This window comes from Agromyces albus, assembly GCF_030815405.1.
Lineage (GTDB): Bacteria > Actinomycetota > Actinomycetes > Actinomycetales > Microbacteriaceae > Agromyces > Agromyces albus_A.
Genome location: NZ_JAUSWX010000001.1, coordinates 2,060,738 through 2,080,636, shown reverse-complemented (window position 1 = coordinate 2,080,636; position 19,899 = coordinate 2,060,738). Strand labels below are relative to the sequence as shown.

At 69.0% G+C, this 19,899-nt stretch carries 14 protein-coding genes; 8 read left to right on the top strand and 6 right to left on the bottom strand.

Translation table 11 applies throughout. From position 1 onward, the window contains the following. Nucleotides 1–2 precede the first annotated feature (2 nt). From QFZ29_RS09780 to QFZ29_RS09765, 4 genes are all read right to left on the bottom strand, one after another. Nucleotides 3–923: a carbohydrate ABC transporter permease gene (locus QFZ29_RS09780; protein WP_306893933.1), complete on the bottom strand. Its 921-nt coding sequence runs from the start codon at nt 921–923 to the stop codon at nt 3–5. 13 nt (nt 924–936) lie between these two features. Further along, the gene (locus QFZ29_RS09775; RefSeq protein WP_306893932.1) at nt 937–1,974 is read right to left on the bottom strand and encodes an ABC transporter permease; all 1,038 of its coding nucleotides are present in this window, start codon (nt 1,972–1,974) and stop codon (nt 937–939) included. Between the two features lie 199 nt (nt 1,975–2,173). Then, complete coding sequence (locus tag QFZ29_RS09770) at nt 2,174–3,598, bottom strand: glycoside hydrolase family 43 protein (RefSeq protein ID WP_306893931.1); 1,425 nt, start codon at nt 3,596–3,598, stop codon at nt 2,174–2,176. Continuing rightward, nucleotides 3,595–6,084 (bottom strand): glycoside hydrolase family 3 N-terminal domain-containing protein, encoded by a 2,490-nt coding sequence (locus tag QFZ29_RS09765; protein ID WP_306893930.1) that lies wholly within the window; start codon nt 6,082–6,084, stop codon nt 3,595–3,597. The genes QFZ29_RS09770 and QFZ29_RS09765 overlap by 4 nt, the downstream gene beginning before the upstream one ends. A 280-nt stretch (nt 6,085–6,364) precedes the next feature. On the opposite strand from QFZ29_RS09765, the gene QFZ29_RS09760 reads away from it, so the two are divergent. From QFZ29_RS09760 to ffh, 8 genes are all read left to right on the top strand, one after another. Then, nucleotides 6,365–7,411 (top strand): LacI family DNA-binding transcriptional regulator, encoded by a 1,047-nt coding sequence (locus QFZ29_RS09760; RefSeq protein ID WP_306893929.1) that lies wholly within the window; start codon nt 6,365–6,367, stop codon nt 7,409–7,411. Nucleotides 7,412–7,518: 107 nt separating this feature from the next. After that, nucleotides 7,519–8,808 (top strand): ABC transporter substrate-binding protein, encoded by a 1,290-nt coding sequence (locus QFZ29_RS09755; protein WP_306893928.1) that lies wholly within the window; start codon nt 7,519–7,521, stop codon nt 8,806–8,808. A 68-nt stretch (nt 8,809–8,876) separates the two neighbouring features. Next, complete coding sequence (locus QFZ29_RS09750) at nt 8,877–9,857, top strand: carbohydrate ABC transporter permease (protein WP_306893927.1); 981 nt, start codon at nt 8,877–8,879, stop codon at nt 9,855–9,857. Continuing rightward, nucleotides 9,851–10,747 carry a carbohydrate ABC transporter permease gene (locus tag QFZ29_RS09745; protein WP_373426266.1) on the top strand — a complete coding sequence of 299 codons (897 nt, stop codon included), beginning with the start codon at nt 9,851–9,853 and terminating at the stop codon, nt 10,745–10,747. The genes QFZ29_RS09750 and QFZ29_RS09745 overlap by 7 nt, the downstream gene beginning before the upstream one ends. Then, nucleotides 10,747–13,068, top strand: coding sequence for an alpha-xylosidase (gene yicI, locus QFZ29_RS09740; protein WP_306893926.1), 2,322 nt, complete (start codon nt 10,747–10,749; stop codon nt 13,066–13,068). The genes QFZ29_RS09745 and yicI overlap by 1 nt, the downstream gene beginning before the upstream one ends. Further along, nucleotides 13,065–14,498: a GH1 family beta-glucosidase gene (locus tag QFZ29_RS09735; RefSeq protein ID WP_306893925.1), complete on the top strand. Its 1,434-nt coding sequence runs from the start codon at nt 13,065–13,067 to the stop codon at nt 14,496–14,498. The genes yicI and QFZ29_RS09735 overlap by 4 nt, the downstream gene beginning before the upstream one ends. 2 nt (nt 14,499–14,500) lie before the next feature. Beyond that, entirely contained in the window at nt 14,501–15,730 is a 1,230-nt protein-coding gene (locus QFZ29_RS09730; RefSeq protein ID WP_306896680.1) for an ROK family protein, read from the top strand. A gap of 12 nt (nt 15,731–15,742) precedes the next feature. Further along, a complete protein-coding gene (ffh, locus tag QFZ29_RS09725) occupies nt 15,743–17,332 on the top strand; it encodes a signal recognition particle protein (protein ID WP_306893924.1) in 1,590 nt (529 codons plus the stop codon). A 6-nt stretch (nt 17,333–17,338) separates the two neighbouring features. Here ffh and QFZ29_RS09720 read toward each other — a convergent pair whose 3' ends face one another. Both QFZ29_RS09720 and QFZ29_RS09715 read right to left on the bottom strand, forming a co-directional pair. Further along, nucleotides 17,339–18,010 carry a DUF305 domain-containing protein gene (locus tag QFZ29_RS09720; protein ID WP_306893923.1) on the bottom strand — a complete coding sequence of 224 codons (672 nt, stop codon included), beginning with the start codon at nt 18,008–18,010 and terminating at the stop codon, nt 17,339–17,341. Then, nucleotides 18,007–19,896, bottom strand: a complete 1,890-nt coding sequence (locus QFZ29_RS09715; RefSeq protein ID WP_306893921.1) for an LVIVD repeat-containing protein — start codon at nt 19,894–19,896, stop codon at nt 18,007–18,009. Before QFZ29_RS09715 ends, QFZ29_RS09720 begins: the two co-directional genes overlap by 4 nt. Between the last annotated feature and the right edge of the window lie 3 nt (nt 19,897–19,899).

The window sequence follows — 19,899 nt, the reverse complement described above, 5'->3', positions numbered from 1 at the left end:
GATCAGCCCTTGACTGCGCCGAGCATGATGCCCTTCACGAAGAAGCGCTGGAACAGGGGATAGATGAAGATGATCGGCAGCACGACCAGCACGGAGACGGTCATCCGGATCGACGTCGGCGTCTGGGTGGTCGCCGCCGTGATGATGCCGGAGAGGTTGCCGCCGGAGTTCTGCGCGGCCTGGGCCAGGCTGTTGGCCTGGTTGATGAACATGTAGAGCAGGTACTGCAGGGTGTACAGACTTTGATCGGTCACATAGATCAAGGTGTCCTGGAAGGAGTTCCACTGGGCGACCGCCGAGAAGATGGCCACCGTCGCGAGGATCGGCGTCATGTTCGGCAGGAAGATGCGGAAGAAGATCTGCACGATGTTCGCGCCGTCCATCTCGGCGGCCTCCTGGAGCGACTCCGGCATCGCCTCGACGTACGTCTTCACCAGGATGATGAAGAACGGCTGCACGATGAACGGCACGACGTACACCCAGAAGTTGTTGGTGAGGCCGAGGGTCTTCATCACGATGAACACCGGGATGAGTCCGGCGCTGAAGTACATGGTGATGATCACGAACCGGTACCAGAACTGCCGACCCCACATCTTGCTCTGCGAGAACATGAAGCCGAGGAAGGCGGAGGCGAGCACGGCGGCCAGGGTGCCGATCGCGGTGCGCGCGATGCTGACGATGGCCGCCATGGGCAGGCCGTTCAGCTGCAGCACCTGCGAGTAGTTCTCGAGGTGGACGTCGACCGGCAACCAGCGCACCTGCCCGAGGGCGGAGACGTCGTTGGCGCTGATCGAGTTGATGATCAGGAAGTAGAACGGGTAGGCGCACAGGAACGCGAGTGCGATGAACACCGAGTAGTTCGTTATCGCGAAGATGATGTCGCCGCCACCGCGCCGGCGTACCCCGAAGGTCGTGTTGCTCATGGGTGTCTCCTTCTCAGACGATCGACTGGCCACGGACGCGCTTGGCGATCCAGTTGACGGTGAGCAGGAGAGCGACCGAGATGACGCTCTTCAGCATGCCGATCGCCGTGGCCATCGAGAGGCTGTTGCCCGTGATTCCGATGTTGTAGACGTACAGATCGAGAACCTGGATGGTCTCCTTGTTGAAGGCGTTCTGGAACACGAAGTACTGCTCCATTCCGTTGTTCAGCAGGTTCGCGACCGACAGGAGAAGGAGCACGAGGTAGGTCGGCATCAGCTGCGGGATGGTGATGTACCGCATCAGCTGGAATCGGCCGGCGCCGTCGATCTTCGCTGACTCGTACAGCGACTGGTCGATGCCGGCGATCGCGGCGAGGTAGATGATCGCACCCCAGCCGAGCCCCTTCCAGACGCCCCAGAGCGTCATCGTGAGCCAGACGTTCTGATCGGTGTCGAGGAACTTGAGCGGCTGGGTGATGAGTCCTGCGTCGTTGAGGACGTTGTTCACCAGACCGGAGCTGGAGAACAGGGAGAACGCGATCATGTAGACCAGCACCCAGGAGATGAAGTTCGGGAGCGTGGTCAACGTCTGCACGGAGTTGCGGAACCACGGCGCCCGCACCTCGTTGAGGAAGATCGCGAAGATCAGCGGGAGCACCGAGGTGGCGATGCCGAGGAAGCTGATGGCGAGGGTGTTGAGCAGCACCTGCCCGATCTGAGCCACCTGCGTCGGCGAACTGACCAAGAGCTCGAACCATTGCAGTCCGACGAACTCGCTGCCGGAGAGCCCGAGGGCGGGCCGGTAGTCGAACAGCGAGTAGATCCAGCCGTAGAGCGGGAAGTAGGAGAAGACGAAGACCAGCACCATGAACGGCACGATGCACAGGAACATCCCGATCGAACGGCGGCCACCGGCTTGACGCCGCTGCTTGCGCGACGCCTTCTCGGCCGCCGGGCTCTCCTCGAGTTCGGTCGCGGCGACCTCCTGCAGCACGAGCTGGCTGGTCATGTCGTCGCCCGCCGCGCCGTTGCTCGTCGGGTATTCACGCACCCATTCATGTCACTCCCTTGTGATCGTGTGTGGTTCGGCAATTTGTTCGGTGTTCCAACAATCGAATCGCTTCGACAATAACCAGCCGAGCCCGATCCGTCAAACCCTCGTTGACAACTTGTCGATAACGGCGCGAGAACGCTCGGAGCGCTCTCACAGGTGCCGGGGCGAGGCCGGGGTCGGGGCTTCATTCGGGACTTCACGACTCGGTGATCGCGATGCGGCGCACGATGGCGACGCCTCGCTCGACGCGCACACCGGCGACCCGTCCCGTGAAGCCGGCCGCGATCTCGGTCGAGAGATACCGGCCGTCGATCGCCCCCAGCGACCGTCCGTCCGCGGTGAGCACCACGTCGTCGGGGCCACCGGTCGCGGATGCGACGGATGCGATCTCCACGCGTCCGCGCGTCGCGTCGACGCTGCCGAGCTCGACCACCGCGCCGCCGACCGTCCACAGGGCCGTGGCGGTCCCGGCCGCGATCCGTACACCGACCCGGTGCCGGTCATCGAGCCGTATCTCCGAGTGCACGATCGAATCGGCGTTCGCGGTGTCGACGTCGAACACCGCGGTCCAGTGGAACGCCTGGAGCCGGGCGTATATGCCCGAGCCGTCGGCGTCGCGCACCTCGAGGCCACCGCGCACCGGCCTGGCGAAGTCCTCGATGCGAGCGCGCGGCGAAACCCAGCGCGGATGCAGGCGATCGAACCGGTCGTCGACGTCCCAGGCGCCTGCGGGCGGAATGGCGTCGGAGGGCCGGAACGCCGGCCAGTCGTCGACCCAATCGACTTCCGCGAGGAACGTCTCCCGGCCGTTCACATGGAACGAGGGCGTCATGCCGCGCGGCCGGACGCCGAGGTGGACGGCCGCCCAGGTGCCGTCGGGCCGCTCGACCAGGTCGGCGTGTCCGACGTTCTGCACGGGGCGCTCCGTGCTCCGATGCGTGTAGACCGGATTGTGCGGTGCCGACTCGAAGGGCCCGCGCGGACTCCGCGACCGGGCGACGGACACGCCGTGGCCGCGCTCGGTACCGCCTTCCGCGACCACCAGGTACCACCAATCGCCTCGGCGGTACAGGTGCGGAGCTTCGGTGTGGCCGAGCTCGGTGCCGCCCCACAGCAGGCGTGGGGGATCGAGCACGCGACCCGTGTCCGCGTCGATGGCGGCCTGCCAGACGGCCGACGGGCCGTCCGTCCACGAGCAGTAGGTGACCAGGCATTCGCCCTCGTCGGTGAAGCACAGGTCGGGGTCGATGCCCCGGAGTTCGGACAGTTCGATCGCGTCCGACCACGGCCCCTCGATCGCATCGGCCCGGAACAGCCGCTGGCCGCCATGCGGATCCCCGACGTCGGAGGTGATCAACCAGAAGCGTCCGCGATGGTGGCGCAGCGTCGGCGCGTAGATGCCGCCGCTGTCGCCTGCCCGTGCAGCGGGGAACTGCTCGTCCCGCACGAGCGCGTTGCCCACTTGCGTCCACGCCACCAGATCCCGCGAATGCCAGATCGGCACCGCAGGCACGTATTCGAACGAGGAGTTGGCCAGGTAGTAGTCGTCGCCGACCCGGCAGACGCTCGGGTCGGGGTGGAACCCCGGGATGACCGGCACGGTCGCGGCGGTGCGGCTCATCGTGCGGCTCCGCTTCCCTCGCCGGTGCGGGCATCGATCACCGGCGCGAGGCTCAGAACGAGTCGGAGCACGTTCCGCGCACCCCGCTGGAGTTCGCCGAGCGTGAGTCCATCGGCTCGCGTGATCGAGTCCTGGATGGTGTCATCGGCGTACGCCTCCGGCCCGTCCTCGGTCTTCACTCCGCCCGGCATGAGCACGTCGACCTGGGCGCGGACCCGATAGGCGTTGTCCTCGAGCGCGGGGAAGTCCGGGTCGACGGCGGACTCCATCCACCAGTCGGTGATCACGCAGCCGTCGTAGCCCCACTCGTGCCGCAGCACCGCCGTGACGAGGTCGTGGTGGTAGTGCGACCACACGCCGTTGACCTTGTTGTACGAGGTCATGATGGCCATGGGCCGCGCCTCGCGAACGCACAGTTCGAACCCGCGCAGGTAGATCTCGCGCAGCGCACGCTCCGAGACCTGTGAGTCGTTTCGGGTACGGGACTCCTCCTGGTTGTTGGCGGCGAAGTGCTTGGGACAGGCCGCGACGCCCTGCGACTGCACGCCGGCGACGACGGCGACCGCCATCCGTCCGGTCAGCAGCGGATCCTCGGAGAAGTACTCGAAGTTGCGCCCGCAGAGCGGGTTTCGGTGGATGTTCATGCCGGGGCTGAGCAGCACGTCCGAGCCCTTGCGCACCATCTCCTGCCCGTGCAGGGCGGCGAGCTCTCGCACGAGTCCTGGATCCCACGTCGAGGCGAGCGCCGTTCCCGAGGGAATCAGCGAGGCGAACGCGGACAGCCGGATGCCGCTCGGCCCGTCGGTGGCGGTGACGGGGCGCACGCCCTTTGCGCGCAGCGACTCCGAGATGCCTCCGAGCACTCCCGCGTTGCCGGGCGTGCCGAGGGGGCTGTCCATGGTGAGGTCGCCGCGAGACAACAGTGCGAGCTCGTCGACCGTCAGTTGCGCGACGAACTCGTCGAGCGAGGCGGTGCCCGCGGCGACCGCGTCGAGGACGATGCCGCGATCCCCGGTGAGCGGGATGGCGGCGGGCAGATCGCCCAGTACCCGCTCGCGCCGGTCGACCGTCGCGACCGGCGCGTCCTCCCAGCCGACCAGGGCGCCGCCGTCGACATCGCGCTGCACGATCATGCGGCGGAACGGCGTCGTCGGGTCGACAGCGGCCGCTTCGTGCACGCGACGCACCACGCGCAGCGTGTCGAGGGTGAGTGATGCGACCGGTGCCGCTCGGCGCACGTCGGTGCCGACGAAGAAGCGGTATTCGCCGGGCTCGAGCACCCAGCACGAGCGCTGCCCGGTCGAGCCGCCGTCGTCGTACGACGTGAGGTCGGCGAGATCGATCGCGACGGTGACGCGCTCGCGCTGTCCGGGCGCGAGCAGTGAGGTCTTCGCGAAGCCGGCGAGTTCGCGCGCTGGTTGCGCCAGTGTCGTGCCCGGCTTCGAGACGTATGCCTGCACGGTCTGGCGGCCGGAGTGCACCGCGCCGACGTTCGCGACCTCGATCACCAGCTCGACGCGGTCTGCGCCGGTCGTGGCGCGAATGACGGTCTGCTCGAACTCGGCGTAGTCGAGGCCGAATCCGAACGGGAACAGCACGCGCTCGGGCGCGAACGTCTCGAAGTACCGGTAGCCGACGAAGATGTCCTCGGCGTAGACGGTCGCGTCGGCGTCGCCGAAGTGCCCGGCGCTGGGGTAGTCCTCGTACGCCTCGGCGATGGTGTCGGTGAGGCGGCCGGTCGGAGCGATCTCGCCGGCGAGTACGGCCGCGACGGCACGGGCGCCCTCCATGCCGCCCTGCCAGGCGTAGACGACGCCGGCAATGCGGTCGCCGTAGCGGGCGAGCCATCCGAGATCCATGACGTTGCCCGCGTCGACGACCACCACGGTGCGCTCGAAGGCGGCGGTGACCCGATCGAGCAGGTCGGTCTCGGCGGCGGTGATGTAGTAGCTGCCGGGTTCGAGCACGCTGTCGCGGGCCTCGCCGGCGGCGCGACCGACGACGACGAGGGCGACATCGTTGCGCCCCGCGGCGGCGGCGGCGAAGTCGTCGTCGATCGGCATCTCGGGCAGGTGGTGCGGCCAGCGCCCCCACACCTCCGACGACGCCGGTCGGTGCGCGGCCGTCCAGCGCGCATATGTCTCGGCGACCTCGTCGTCGACGCGCACGCCGGCGTCGCGCAGGCCGGCGAGCAGGTTCCACACGTAGGGGACCTTGACGTCTCCGCCGGAACCGTAGCCCACGGCGAACCAGTCCATCTGCACGCGCCCGAACACGGCCACCCGGCTGTCGGGGCCGAACGGCAGGACACGGTCGTTCCGCAGCAGCACGGTGCCGTCGGCTGCGGCCTGGCGGGCGAGCGCGGCGAGCCGAGGGTCGAGGGTCGGGTCGGCGTCACGCAGGGCGCTCGAGATCTGGGCGACGGATTCGACGGGCACGAGCGTGTGCGAACGGGCGCCGGATTCGACGGCTGGGGTGAGGGTCATGTGGGCATCCCGTGGAGAGAGGAAACGAGGTCGGCTCCAGTATGGGGTCGAAGCGCTTCGAAGCAAAGGGTGGAACGCGCATCCGAGACGCCATGTTTCGAAACATGTCAACGGATGTTGGCGGAGATCGATTCATTCTTGAGCTCGACGCCATCTGGTCGATGGTGCTTTTGTTCACAAAAACGACAAACCAACTTGCGGTCGCCTCGGGCCTCTGCGTAGAGTCCATTGGGGTGCAGTCGAAGCGTTTCACCAAACGCCCCCGCACAGTGAGGTAGAGATGGCGAGCATCCACGAGGTGGCGAAGGCCGCCGGCGTGTCGATCAGCACCGTGTCGTACGCGCTGAGCGGCAAGCGATCGATCGGCGCCGACACTCGGCGGCGCATCGATGCGGCGGTCGCCGAGCTCGGCTATCGCGCGAACGCCGGTGCGAGAATGCTCGCCGGCAGCCGCACGAACATCCTCGCCCTCACCGCGCCGCTGCATGAAGACACGTATCACCCGGCGCACATGCGCTTCGTGATGGCCGTCACGAAGGCGGCGAGGGCGCGCGACTACGACACACTCCTGCTCGTCCAAGACGATGCCACCGCGGGGCTCGAGCGCGTCACCTCGAGCGCGCTCGCCGACGGGGTCGTGGTGCTCGACCTCGACATGCACGACGAGCGCATCGAGCGGTTGCGCTCGCTCGGCGCCCGTTCGGTGTTCGTCGGCATCCCCGAGGACACGACGGGGTTGCGCTGCGTCGACCTCGACTTCGAGGCCGCGGCGGCGCTCGCGGTCGACCGGCTCGCCGACGCCGGCCGTCAGAGTATCGGGCTCGTCGGGCACCCCGAGGGCCTCTACGGGCGCGGCTCGAACTTCCCGCTGCGATTTCGCCGAGGATTCGGCGAGGCCGTCGAGCGACGTGGCGTCGCCCACGCCGAGGTCTACCCCGAGGAGACCCGGGCCGCGACACGCTCGGCCGTCGCGACCCTCGTCGAGCGGCTTCCCGAGTTCGACGGCCTCGTGCTGAACTGCAACGAGCCGGTGGCCCGCGCCATCCTGGCGGAGCTGACGTCACGGGGCATCGACGTGCCGGGTGCCGTCTCGGTGGTCGCCGGCGGCGCCAACTACAGCACTCGCGACTTCGCTCCGCCCCTCGACGTGATCCCGCTCATCGCCGAGGAATCCTGCGAGCGCGCCATCGAGTTGCTCGTCGAGTCCATCGAGCACGGCGACGCCGGCGAGCTCGTCGAGCTCATCGCCCCCCGATACGTCACCCGAGGCTCGGTCGTCGCCCGCGCGGCATCCGAAGCCAGCCCACAAACGGGCGCCCGAGTGTGACGGCCCCCGAAACCCGAAGCACCCAACAGCATCGAAGCGCTTCGAGAACCCAGCAACACGAAATGCATCAATAGCCGCACCCGCGGCACTACAAGGAGGTAGCAGAAATGAAGAAAACGACCACGGCATTCGCGGCGGTCATCGCCGCGAGCGCGCTCGTCCTCTCGGGATGCGCGGGCGGCGGCGACACTGCAGACGACAACACGCTGACCCTCTGGCACTTCGAAGGTGAAGACAGCGCGATGGGCAAGGCCTGGGACGAGGCGATCAAGGTCTTCGAGGAGGAGACCGGCGCCACCGTCGAGTTCGAGGCGAAGGGATTCGAGCAGATCCGCTCGACCGCGAGCCAGGTGCTGAACTCCGACGAGGCACCCGACATCCTCGAGTACGCGAAGGGCAACGGCACCGCCGGGCTGCTCGCGAGCCAGGGCCTGCTCACCGACATCACCGATGCGGTCGAGGAGCACGGATGGGACGACAAGCTCGCCCCCGCGCTGCAGACCACCGCACGCTATGACGAAGACGGCATCATGGGCTCGGGCCCCTGGTACGGCGTGCCGAACTACGGCGAGTTCGTGACCGTCTACTACAACAAGGACGCATTCACCGCCGCCGGCGTCGAGGTTCCGACGACCTACGACGAATTCGTGGCCGCGATGCAGACCTTCAAGGATGCCGGCACCACGCCGCTCGCCGAGGCCGCGCTCGAGTACCCGCTCGGCCAGCTCTGGTACCAGCTCGCCCTGAGCAAGGCCGACCGGTCGTTCGTCGACGACTACCAGCTCTACAAGGGCGAGGTCGACTGGCACGGACCCGAGCTCACCGAGGCGACGCAGACCCTCGTCGACTGGGTCGACGCGGGCTACATCTCCAAGGACATCACGGGCCTGAAGGCCGAGGACGCCGGTGTCTCGTTCATCAGCGGCGAAGCGCCGATGTTCGTGTCGGGCAGCTGGTGGTACGGCCGATTCCAGGAGGAGATCGACGGCTTCGAGTGGGGCATCTTCGAGTTCCCCGAGTCGCAGCTGAACCTCGGCTCCGCGGGCAACATGTGGGTCGTGCCGACGAACGCGAAGAACCCCGAGCTCGCCTACGAGTTCATCGAGATCACGATGCGGCCCGAGATCCAGGCGATCCTCGGCAACAACGGCGGCCTGCCGGTCGCAGCCGACATCGAGGACATCACCGACGAGAAGAGCAAGGAGCTCATCGAGCAGTTCAACACGATCAACGAGCGCGACGGCCTGTCGTTCTACCCCGACTGGCCCACGCCGACCTTCTACGACACGATCGTCGCCGAGCTCCAGGAGCTCGTGAACGGCACGAAGTCGCCCGACGACGTGCTCACGAGCCTCGGCGAGGAGTACGACGGGTACGTCGCGGACTTCCGCGAGTGACCCTCCTGCCCGGCCGGTCGGCTCGACCGGCCGGGCAGCCTCCGCGCCCGCCCGAAAGGAGAACTCCCGTGGCAACCATCCCGCTCATCCGAGCGCCGCGCACGCGCGCACCGGCGCGAGCCGCCGAGGAACCGCTCATCCCGCATCGCGGTGACCGCGCGAGCCTCGGGTACTGGCTCTACCTCGTGCCCGGACTCGTGCTCGTCACCGTGATCGTGCTGATCCCGCTCGGCTGGAACGTGTACCTCAGCTTCACGGAGTGGCGCGGCATCCGCCCGCCCGAGTTCATCGGCCTCGAGAACTGGGTCGAGCTGTTCGGCGACCAGACCTTCTGGGCATCGTTCCGCAACTCCGTCGCGATGATCGTCGCGATGGTCGTGCTGCCCACCGTGGTCGGCCTCGTGCTCGCCGCCCTCCTCTTCGACCTCATCGGGCGTCGCTTCAGCGGCCGACTGGCGAGCTTCCTCCGAGCCACCTACTACCTGCCCCAGATCCTGCCGGTCGTCATCGCGGGCATCGTCATCGGCTGGGTGCTGCGGCCCGGCGACGGCGCACTCAACCAGATCCTCGAGGCGGTCGGGCTCGGCTTCCTCGCCCAGAACTGGCTCGGCAATCCCGACACGGCGCTCGCGAGCATCATGGTCGTGCTCGTGTGGGTGCAGCTCGGGTATCCGATCGTCGTCTTCATGGCGGCGCTCCAGCGAGTGGACCCCGAACTCTACGAAGCCGCCGAACTCGACGGCGCGAACTGGTTCCAGCGGTTCGGCGCGATCACCCTCAGCATCATCCGTCCCGAGATCTTCGTCGTGACCCTCACCTGCACGATCGCGGCGCTGAAGGTCTTCGGTCCGATCTACGTGCTCACGCGTGGTGGGCCCGGCGACTCGACGATCGTGCCCGCGTACTACGCGTACAGCGAGTTCTTCCAGGCGCAACAGGTCGGCTACGGCGCGACCATCGCCACCGCCCTCACGATCGTGATCGGTGTCGTCGCCTTCGTCTTCATCAGGTTCCAGCTCTCCTCCGAGCGGAAGGAGTCGGCATCGTGACCGCCACCTCGACCTCCGGCCAGCGGCCCGACAACGCGAACCGGGTGGTGCCGAAGCGGCGCCGCCGGCCGCACACCGTGACCGAGTGGGTGCTGCTCCTCGGGGCGGTGCTCGTCGCGATCGTCATCGCCTTCCCGTTCCTGCTCATCCTCATCAACTCGTTCAAGTCGCCCTCCGACTATTCGAGCGGCGGGCCGCTGCAGCTGCCGGCCGAGATCTACCTCGACGGCATCGTGGCGTTCTGGGAGCGCGTCGACTTCCCCCAGAAGCTTTGGAACAGCGTGCTGATCTCGGGCCTCGTCTCGGTGTTCGCCGTCGTCGTGAGCGTGCTGAACGCCTTCGCGATCGGCATCGGGCGAGTGCGCGGGCGCACGTGGGTCATCGGGCTCTTCCTGCTCGCGAACATGCTGCCGCAGGAGGCGCTGCTCTACCCGCTGTACTACATGTTCAAGCAGGTCGGCCTGTACAACAACGTCTGGGCGGTCATCATCATCTTCACGGTCATCCAGAGCGCGTTCGGCACCTACCTGCTCTCCGCGGTGTACGGGACGTTCCCGAAGTCGGTGCTCGAGGCGGCCGCGATCGACGGCGCCGGGCGCTGGCGCATCCTCTGGCAGGTGATCGTGCCGATCTCCCGTCCGACGATCAGCGTGCTGCTCATCTTCTTCTTCATCTGGACGTGGAACGAGTTCCTGATCCCGCTCACCTTCCTCGTGAGCAACGAGAACCAGACGGTGCCAGTGGCGATCAGCGTGCTGCAGGGCGATCGGCTCATGGACGTCACCACGACGAGCGCCTCGGCACTGCTCGGCCTCGTGCCCACCCTCATCTTCTTCCTCATCTTCCAACGCACTCTCACCAGGGGCATCACGGCAGGAGCAGTCAAGTAATGAAGTTCACCGACGGGTTCTGGCAAGTTCGCCCCGGCGTCACCGCGCTCTACGCTCAAGAGGCGTACGACCTCGATGCACGCGGCGACCGGCTGGTGGTCACCGCGCCCACCAAGGTCATCGAGAAGCGTGGCGACGTCCTGAACCGTCCGGTGCTCACCGTCACGCTCTCCTCGCCGCTCGAGGGCGTCGTGGGCGTGCGCATCGAGCATCACCGCGGCGGCAAGTCCTCGCCGGGCTTCGACCTGCCCGGCGCCGTCGAGGGAACCGGTACGGCGGAGACGGATGCCGCAGGCGGCACGCTCACGACCGGCGGTCTCACGGCACGCGTCAGCGCGGGGCATCCGTGGCGCCTGGAATTCTCCCATGAGGGCCGCCTGCTCACTGCGAGCGGGCCGAAGGCCGTCGGATACATGAGCCTCGGCGCAGGCGCGCCGGTCATGGCGGAGCCCACGGGCGTCACGGGCATCTCGACGACGGGACTGGCCACCGCCGCGCACTACGTGCACGAGCAGCTCGACCTCGGCGTCGGCGAGCTCGTCTACGGCCTCGGCGAGCGCTTCGGCCCGATCGTGAAGAACGGCCAGACCATCGACATCTGGAACGCCGATGGCGGCACTTCGAGCGAGCAGGCCTACAAGAACGTGCCGTTCTACCTCTCGAACCGCGGCTACGGCGTGCTCGTGAACCACCCCGAGCATGTCTCGTTCGAGGTCGGCTCCGAGGCCGTCGAGCGAGTGCAGTTCTCGACGGCGGGGGAGTCGCTCGAGTACTTCGTCATCGCCGGCCCCACCCCGGTCGAGGTGCTCGAGCGCTACACCGCGCTCACCGGGCGCCCCGCTCGCGTGCCCGCGTGGTCGTACGGGCTGTGGCTCTCGACGTCGTTCACGACCGACTACGACGAGGAGACCGTCGCGTCGTTCGTCGACGGGATGCGCGAGCGCGACCTGCCCTTCTCGGTCTTCCACTTCGACTGCTTCTGGATGCGCGAGTTCAACTGGACCGACCTCGAGTGGGATCCGCGCACCTTCCCCGACCCCGAGGGCATGCTCGCCCGCCTCCGCGATCGCGGGCTCAAGGTCAGCGCGTGGATCAACCCCTACATCGCCCAACGTTCGGCGCTCTTCGACGTCGCCCGCGACGCCGGCTACCTCGTGCGCCGTCCCGACGGCAGCGTCTGGCAGTGGGACCTCTGGCAGGCCGGCATGGCGCTCGTCGACTTCACGAACCCCGACGCGACGGCGTGGTTCCAGGAGCAGCTCCGCGGGCTGCTGCGCCAGGGCGTCGACGCCCTGAAGACCGATTTCGGCGAGCGCATCCCGATCGACGTCGTCTGGCACGACGGCTCCGACCCCGAGACGATGCACAACCTCTACACGCAGCGCTACAACGAGGCGGTGTTCGCGGTGCTCGAGGAAGAGCGCGGCGAGGGCGAGGCGGTGGTCTTCGCGCGGTCGGCGACGACGGGCGGACAGCGGATGCCGGTGCACTGGGGCGGCGACAACTCGTCGAGCTTCGTGTCGATGGCCGAGAGCCTTCGCGGCGGCCTCTCGCTCGCGATGTCGGGCTTCGGGTTCTGGAGCCATGACATCGGCGGATTCGAGGGGACCCCGGATGCCGCGGTGTTCAAGCGCTGGCTCGCGTTCGGGTTGCTCTCGAGCCACTCGCGGCTGCACGGCTCGACGAGCTATCGGGTGCCGTGGTCGTTCGACGACGAGGCCGTCGACGTGGCCCGCGGGTTCACCGAGCTCAAGATGTCGCTCATGCCCTACCTCTACCGGGCTGGGATCGAAGCCCACGAGCGGGGGATCCCCGTGATGCGGCCGATGCAGCTCGCGTTCCCCGACGACCCCGGTGCCGCCTACCTCGACCGGCAGTACCTGCTCGGCCCCGACCTGCTCGTCGCCCCCGTGTTCTCGGAGCACGGCGAGGTCGACGTCTACCTGCCGGCCGGTACGTGGACGTCACTCCTCAGCGGCGAGGTCGTCGAGGGTGGCTGCTGGCGCCGCGAACAGCACGGGTTCGACTCGCTGCCGCTCTACGTGCGTGGGGGTGCCGTGCTGCCGCTCGGGGCGCGCCGCGATCGGCCCGACTACGCCTATGGCACCGGGCTCACGCTCGCCGTCGCGCCGGGCGGAGTCGACGGCGTCGAATCCGTGCAGGTCGTCGAGCCCGATGGAACCCTGATCGCGTTCGAGGCGGAACGACGCGGCGATCGGGTGCGACTGCGCTCGCTCGACGGCCGCGACTTCGTCGCTAAGGTGATCGGGACGCCCGGCGAGATCGAGTCGGTCGACGGTGAAGTGGAGTTGCAGAGATGACCACGGGCAACGCGGACTACCGCGACGCAGGCCTCGTCTTCCCCGACACGTTCGTGTTCGGGTCGGCGACGGCGGCATACCAGATCGAGGGGGCGGTCGACGAAGACGGTCGCGGGCCCTCGATCTGGGACACGTTCAGCCACACTCCCGGCAAGATCTGGAACGGCGACACCGGCGACGTCGCCGACGACCACTACCACCGTCTCGAGTCCGACCTCGACCTCATGAGCGACCTGGGGCTCGAGGCGTACCGGTTCTCGATCGCCTGGCCGCGGATCCAGCCGACGGGCCGCGGGCCGGCGAACGAGGCGGGGCTCGCGTTCTACGAGCGCCTCGTCGACGGGCTCATCGCCCGCGGCATCCGTCCCATCGCCACGCTGTATCACTGGGACCTGCCGCAGGCCCTCGAAGACGAGGGCGGCTGGACGAATCGTGCCACGTCCGAGGCGTTCGCCGAGTACGCGCGCCTCGTCGGCGAACGCCTCGGCGACCGGGTCACCGTGTGGACGACGCTCAACGAGCCGTGGTGCAGCGCGTACCTCGGCTACGGCTCGGGTGCGCACGCCCCCGGGCTCACCGATGGTGCCAAGGCGCTCGCCGCCGTGCATCACCTGAACCTCGCGCACGGACTCGCGGTGGCTGCGCTGCGCGAGGTCGTCACGAACGACCCCGGGTACTCGATCACGCTGAACCTCCACGTCGTCCGTCCGTCGGGCCCGACGGGCGCCGAGGCGGCACGCCGCATCGACGGGCTCGCCAACCGGGTGTTCCTCGGACCGCTCCTCGGCGACGGCTATCCGGCCGACGTCATCGCCGACACCGCCGACGTGACCGACTGGTCCTTCGTGCGCCCAGGCGACACTGAGCTCATCGCCCAGCCCATCGACCTGCTCGGCGTGAACTACTACTCGACGGTCACCGTGCAGATGTGGGACGGCACGTCGCCGAAGGCGAACGCCGACGGGCACAAGGACGTGGGCGGCACCACGTGGCCCGGATCCGGCGAGGTGGAGTTCCTCGTGCAACCGGGGCCCTACACCGCGATGGGCTGGAACATCGACCCCTCGGGCCTCGAAGACCTCCTCGTCTCGCTGCACGAGACCTACGCGTCGCTGCCGCTCATGGTCACCGAGAACGGCGCCGCCTTCGACGACGTCGTGACCGAGGGCCCCGATGGGCCGGTCGTGCAGGACGACGACCGTATCGACTACCTGCGCCGGCACTTCACGGCTGCGCACCGGGTGATCCAGCGCGGAGTCGACCTGCGGGGCTACCAGGTGTGGTCGCTCATGGACAACTTCGAGTGGGGCTACGGCTACTCGAAGCGGTTCGGCATCGTGCGGGTCGACTACGACACCCTCGAGCGGCTTCCCAAGGCGAGCGCGCACTGGTACGCCGAGCTCATCCGCACGCGCACGATTCCGGAGTGACCATGAGTGCACGGGGCAACAACCTCGACCACGTGCGGCGGCACAACCTCGCCACCGTGCTGCGCCTCGTGCACCACGACCGCGGGTCCGCGCGCTCGCAGCTGACCCGGGCGACGGGCCTCAACCGCTCAACGATCGCCGCGCTCGTGGCCGAGCTCGTCGAACTCGGGCTCGTCGCCGAGACCGAGCCCGAGTCGACGAAGCAGGTTGGCCGGCCGTCGCCCGTCGTGGCGCCCCGGCCGGATGTCGCCGTGCTCGCGCTCAACCCCGAGGTCGACGCCGTCGAGCTCGCGCTCGTCGGACTCGGCGGTGAGATCCTCCGCAGGGAACGCCACCTGCAACGCGAGGTGCCGTCGGTCGACTCCGTCGTGGCACTCGTCGCGGGCCGGCTCGCTGAATGGTCGGCGGCCGAGGTCCCTGCCGGCGGCGGCGCAACGGTCGCCGGCATCGGCGTCGCGGTGCCGGGGCTCGTGCGGGCCTCCGACGGACTCGTGCGGCACGCCCCTCACCTCGGCTGGCGTGACGCTCCGCTCGCCGCCGAGCTCGCCGCCGCCACGTCGCTGCCCGCCTACTCGGCCAACGACGCGAGCCTCGGCGCGCTCGCCGAGCGGCTCTTCGGCGCCGGGCGCGGCATCGGCGAGCTCGTGTACATGAACGGCGGCGCGAGCGGCATCGGCGGCGGCATCATGGCCGGCGATCGTCTGCTCGGCGGTCTCGACGGGTACGCGGGGGAGTTCGGGCACTTGCGGGTCGGCGGCTCCGACCACGTCGACACGGCCGGCCTCTCCGGCACCCTCGAGTCGGAGGTGCGCCGAAGCCGGCTGCTCGAGCTCGGCGAACTGGGAACGGTCGACGATGCGGAGCTCGAGCGTCGCGTGCGCGCCGACGGCGGTGGCCTGAGCGCCGAGATCGAGCGTCAGGCCGGCTACCTCGGCGTCGCGATCGGCGGCATCGTGAACGTGCTGAATCCCGAGCTCGTGCTGCTCGGCGGCTTCCTCGGCATCCTGCTCGATGCGGCCCCCGACACCGTGCGGGCAGCACTCGCGGCCACGTCGCTCGATGCACCGCTCGCCTCGGTGCGACTCGAGCGACCTGCGCTCGGCCGCGACATCCTCATGATCGGTGCCGCCGAGCTCGCATTCGAACCGGTGCTCGCCGACCCGGCAGGCTTCGAACGCGGCCGCGGACCAGCGGTCGCCCGATCGGCGAGCGGGTTCGGCCGGCTCGCTTAGAATCGATGGATCATGGCTACCTTCGGAACCCTCTCTGACCGGCTCGCAGAGACCTTCAAGAACCTCCGCACCAAGGGCAAGCTCTCGGCATCCGACGTCGACGGCACCGTGCGCGAGATCCGCAGGGCCCTGTTCGACGCCGACGTCTCGTTCGACGTCGTCAAGCAGTTCACGGCCAAGGTGCGCGAACGCGCGCTCGGCGATGAGGTCAATCGGGCGCTGAACCCCGCGCAACAGGTCGTGCAGATCGTCAACGAAGAGCTCGTCGGCATCCTCGGCGGCCAGCAGCGTCGACTGCAGTTCGCGAAGAACCCGCCGACGGTCATCATGCTCGCCGGCCTCCAGGGAACCGGTAAGACCACGCTCGCCGGCAAGCTCGCGAAGTGGCTCGTGAAAGACGGGCACACGCCGCTCCTCGTCGCAGCCGACCTCCAGCGCCCGAATGCCGTGAACCAGCTGCAGGTCGTGGGCGGACAGGCCGGGGTCCCGGTCTTCGCGCCCGAGGTCGGCAACGGCGTCGGCGATCCCGTGAAGGTTGCGAAAGACGCCGTGAAGCATGCCGAGCGCAGCCACCACGATGTCGTCATCATCGACACCGCGGGTCGTCTCGGCGTCGACGCCGAGCTCATGAAGCAGGCTGCGAACATCCGCAACGCCACGAAGCCCGACGAGGTGCTCTTCGTCATCGACGCGATGATCGGCCAAGACGCCGTGAACACCGCGAAGGCGTTCCAGGAGGGCGTCGACTTCACGGGCGTCGTTCTCACGAAGCTCGACGGCGATGCCCGCGGCGGCGCCGCGCTCTCGGTCGCGTCCATCACGGGCCGTCCCATCATCTTCGCGTCCACCGGCGAGTCGCTCGACGACTTCGAGCCGTTCCACCCCGACCGCATGGCGAGCCGCATCCTCGACCTCGGCGACATCCTCACCCTCATCGAGCAGGCCCAGCAGGCCTTCGACGAGGAAGAGGCGATGAAGGTCGCCGAGAAGTTCGCGACCGACCAGTTCACGCTCGAAGACTTCCTCGCCCAGATGCAGCAGTTGCGCGGCGCCGGCTCGATCAAGAAGATGCTCGGCATGCTCCCCGGCGCGGGCGGCATGAAGCAGCAGCTCGAGAACTTCGACGAGCGCGAGATCGTGCGCACCGAGGCGATCATCCAGTCGATGACCATCGCCGAGCGGCGCAATCCGAAGCTCCTGAACGGATCACGACGGCTTCGCATCGCGAGGGGCTCCGGCATGACCGTGACCGACGTCAACCAGCTCGTCGCCCGCTTCGAGCAGGCCGCGAAGATGATGAAGACCGTCGCACGAGGCGGCATGCCGCAGATCCCGGGCATGGGTCCGATCCCGGGCGCGGGCTTCTCCGGCGGCGGAAAGCGGCCGCCGAAGGGCAAGAAGTCTTCGGGCTCCCGTTCGGGCAATCCCGCCAAGCGAGCGGCCGAGAACGCGGCGCTCGCCTCAGGCGCGCCCGCCGGGCCGGCAGCTCCCGCCGGATCGGGCTTCGGCCTCGGTGCGGGCGCGGGTGCCGGAGCGGCAGGGGCGAAGGGCGCGCCGAGCGAGGAGGAGCTCGCGGCGCTCCAGAAGCTCCTCGGGCGATAAGTCGCCTCACTCCGAGTCGAGCCGCGCCTCGATCTCGAGGAGCCGATCGACCTCGAGCGCCTGGGCGGTCGCGATCGCGCGCGCCCACCGCCCGACGGCGGGGTCTCCCTGCTCCGCGAGCCGAGCCTCGGCCATCTCGATCGCACCACGGTGATGCGCCACCATCGTGTCGATGAACAGCTCGTCGAAGGCCGCCCCCTCGAGCTCCGCGGCGCGGTCGAGGGTCGAGCGGCTGATCTCTCCCTGCATCGTCTCGTCGTGATCGTGCTCGTGGCCGGGCAGGTCGCGCGTGCGTCGCCGGTCGAGCCATGAGCGCATCGCCTTCGCCTCTGCCGCCTGCACCACGTGCATCCGGCCGGCGAGGTCGGCGAGCTCCTGGTCGGCTGTGCGCCCGTGCGCGAGGGCGGTGAGCTCCACGGCCTGCTCATGATGCGCGATCATCGCCTCGATGAATTCGAGGTCGACCGCGGTCGTCCCAGATTCCGAGGTGACGTCGTCGCCGCGCTCATCGTCGGTGCGGGTTCCGCCACCGGGAGGAGACGGGGTCACGAACCCGGTCGCCGTGCCGGTGTCGTCGGGCGCGTGCGCCGTGCACCCCGTCACGGACAGCGCGGCCGCGAGCACGCCCGCGAGGGCGGCGCTGAGGGCGAGGCCGTGCCGCGGCATCCGCTCGCTCATGTCGCCGTCCTGCGGCGCCGCAGCACCGCCCTTCGGCGCAGCACCACCACGACGCCCGCCGCGATCAGGAGCACCACGGCCGGAACGACCACGAACGGCCACCACGACGCGTCGTCGCCGTCGGCGGGTGCGGGTTCGGGGGTCGGGGCAGGTGCCGCCACCTCCACGCTCGCGAGCGCGATGCGCGGCGCCGACGCGTCGCCGCGCACCACGAGGTCGTACCGTCCGGGCTCGAGCGGACCGGGCACGGTCACGTCGGCAGCGGCGAGGGATCCGTCGTCGCCCGCCGTGAGGGTCGCCAGCACCGCTTGCGTCGGCATCCACCAGACGTCGGCCGTCTCGCCGGGCGTGAGGGAGCCGGGGGGCAGCGAGACGGTCACGGTCGCCGTGGCTGCGGGCTCGAGCTCGGCGGGCTCCACCGAGAGCGTCTCGAGCGGGGCGCGCTCGGCGCTCGCCGTCGGCACCACGGGCGCCTCGCGCCACACCCACGCGTACTCGGGCTGGGTCTGCGGGTTCAGGCCGGCGCTGTCGTACCGGGCGGCGTCGGCGAAGAGCGGATCCGTGAGGCGCAGCACCTCGAGCCCCTCGTACATGTCGCTCGCGTAGAGGTACCCGTCGTACGCGTACACGGCCCAGATGCCCGCCGTGTAGTCCATCGAGTAGCCGTAGCCCGGGCGGTCGAACCACGTGAGCTCGACCGGTGCGGCCGGGTCGGTGAAGTCGATGATGGAGACCCCGCCCTCGAGCCACGCCTGCGCCACGATGAAGCGCCCCGGCACGGGCACGAGTCCTCCCGAATGGGCGACGCACTTCTCGAGGTCGGACTGGGTGCGCGGCAGCTTGAAGGTGCCGACCTTGGTGAGGCCGCCGGGCTCGATGAGCCAGACCGCGTCGGCGCCGCGATCGGCGCCGAAGGCGGGCGAGCACGTGTTGATGAAGCCATCGCCGAGCTCGTCCTGGAACACGATCCGGGTCGCGTCGTTGTCGAAGATCCCCGAGTGCCAGAATGCGACGGCGGGGTCGCGCACGCGGTGCAGCACGACGGGGGCGAGCGGGTCGGCGATCGAGAGGAGCAGCCCGTCACCCCGGCACGCCGCCACCGCGAGCGCTTTGGCCGGGTAGGCGGTGATGTCGTGGCATCCGGTGGTCGACCGGGTCTCGGCGCCGCCCGCGACGCGATCCTCGGGCCCGAACGCCGTGGCATCGTCGAAGAGGTCGAGGGCTCCCACGACGGCGGCGTCCTCGGGGGCGTCGAGCGGGACCTCGACGATCTGCAGCGGGTTCCGGCCCGTGCAGTCGATGGATGCGCCGCGGCTGTACGAGCTCACGTAGACGAACACCCGCGCCGAGCTCGCGGGATCCGGCACGACCGTGTGCGTGTGCGAACCGCAGCGCGTGCGCACGGCAGCGACATAGCGGGGCTCGCTCGGATCACTGATGTCGAAGATCCGGATGCCCTCCCAGTGCTCCACGGTCTCTGGCACGCGCGCGGCCTCGCAGGAGTCGTCGGACATGGGCTCGTCGATCGAGACGAACACGAGGTCGCCGACGGCACTCACATCGCCCTGGCCACCGGGGCACGAGACGGCGCTCGCGAGGGTGGGCGCCGCGGGGTCGGCGATGTCCCAGAGGGAGAACCCGGCGAAGTTGCCCTGCACGAGGTAGTCGCCCGTGAACGCGAGATCCGCGTTGATGAAGTTCGGATCGTCACCCTGCCGGAAGGGATTGTCCCGGTGGGCGACCCACTCGAGCCCCGGCCCGATCGAGGGCTCACGATCGGCTGGCTGTGCCGTGGCGGGCGACGCCATCAGGGCCGCGCCGACGGCGACGGCCACGGCTCCCAGCGCGACCGACCTCGCCCGCTGCACGGCGCCGCGGCCGGGCATGGC

Bases quoted from the DNA above. Each gene is read 5' to 3' on its own strand.
- QFZ29_RS09765 (WP_306893930.1), bottom strand. From the start codon at position 6,084: ATGACCCTCACCCCAGCCGTCGAATCCGGCGCCCGTTCGCACACGCTC.
- QFZ29_RS09770 (WP_306893931.1), bottom strand. From the start codon at position 3,598: ATGAGCCGCACCGCCGCGACCGTGCCGGTCATCCCGGGGTTCCACCCC.
- QFZ29_RS09780 (WP_306893933.1), bottom strand. From the start codon at position 923: ATGAGCAACACGACCTTCGGGGTACGCCGGCGCGGTGGCGGCGACATC.
- QFZ29_RS09760 (WP_306893929.1), top strand. From the start codon at position 6,365: ATGGCGAGCATCCACGAGGTGGCGAAGGCCGCCGGCGTGTCGATCAGC.
- QFZ29_RS09755 (WP_306893928.1), top strand. From the start codon at position 7,519: ATGAAGAAAACGACCACGGCATTCGCGGCGGTCATCGCCGCGAGCGCG.
- yicI (WP_306893926.1), top strand. From the start codon at position 10,747: ATGAAGTTCACCGACGGGTTCTGGCAAGTTCGCCCCGGCGTCACCGCG.
- QFZ29_RS09730 (WP_306896680.1), top strand. From the start codon at position 14,501: ATGAGTGCACGGGGCAACAACCTCGACCACGTGCGGCGGCACAACCTC.
- ffh (WP_306893924.1), top strand. From the start codon at position 15,743: ATGGCTACCTTCGGAACCCTCTCTGACCGGCTCGCAGAGACCTTCAAG.
- QFZ29_RS09735 (WP_306893925.1), top strand. From the start codon at position 13,065: ATGACCACGGGCAACGCGGACTACCGCGACGCAGGCCTCGTCTTCCCC.
- QFZ29_RS09715 (WP_306893921.1), bottom strand. From the start codon at position 19,896: ATGCCCGGCCGCGGCGCCGTGCAGCGGGCGAGGTCGGTCGCGCTGGGA.
- QFZ29_RS09720 (WP_306893923.1), bottom strand. From the start codon at position 18,010: ATGAGCGAGCGGATGCCGCGGCACGGCCTCGCCCTCAGCGCCGCCCTC.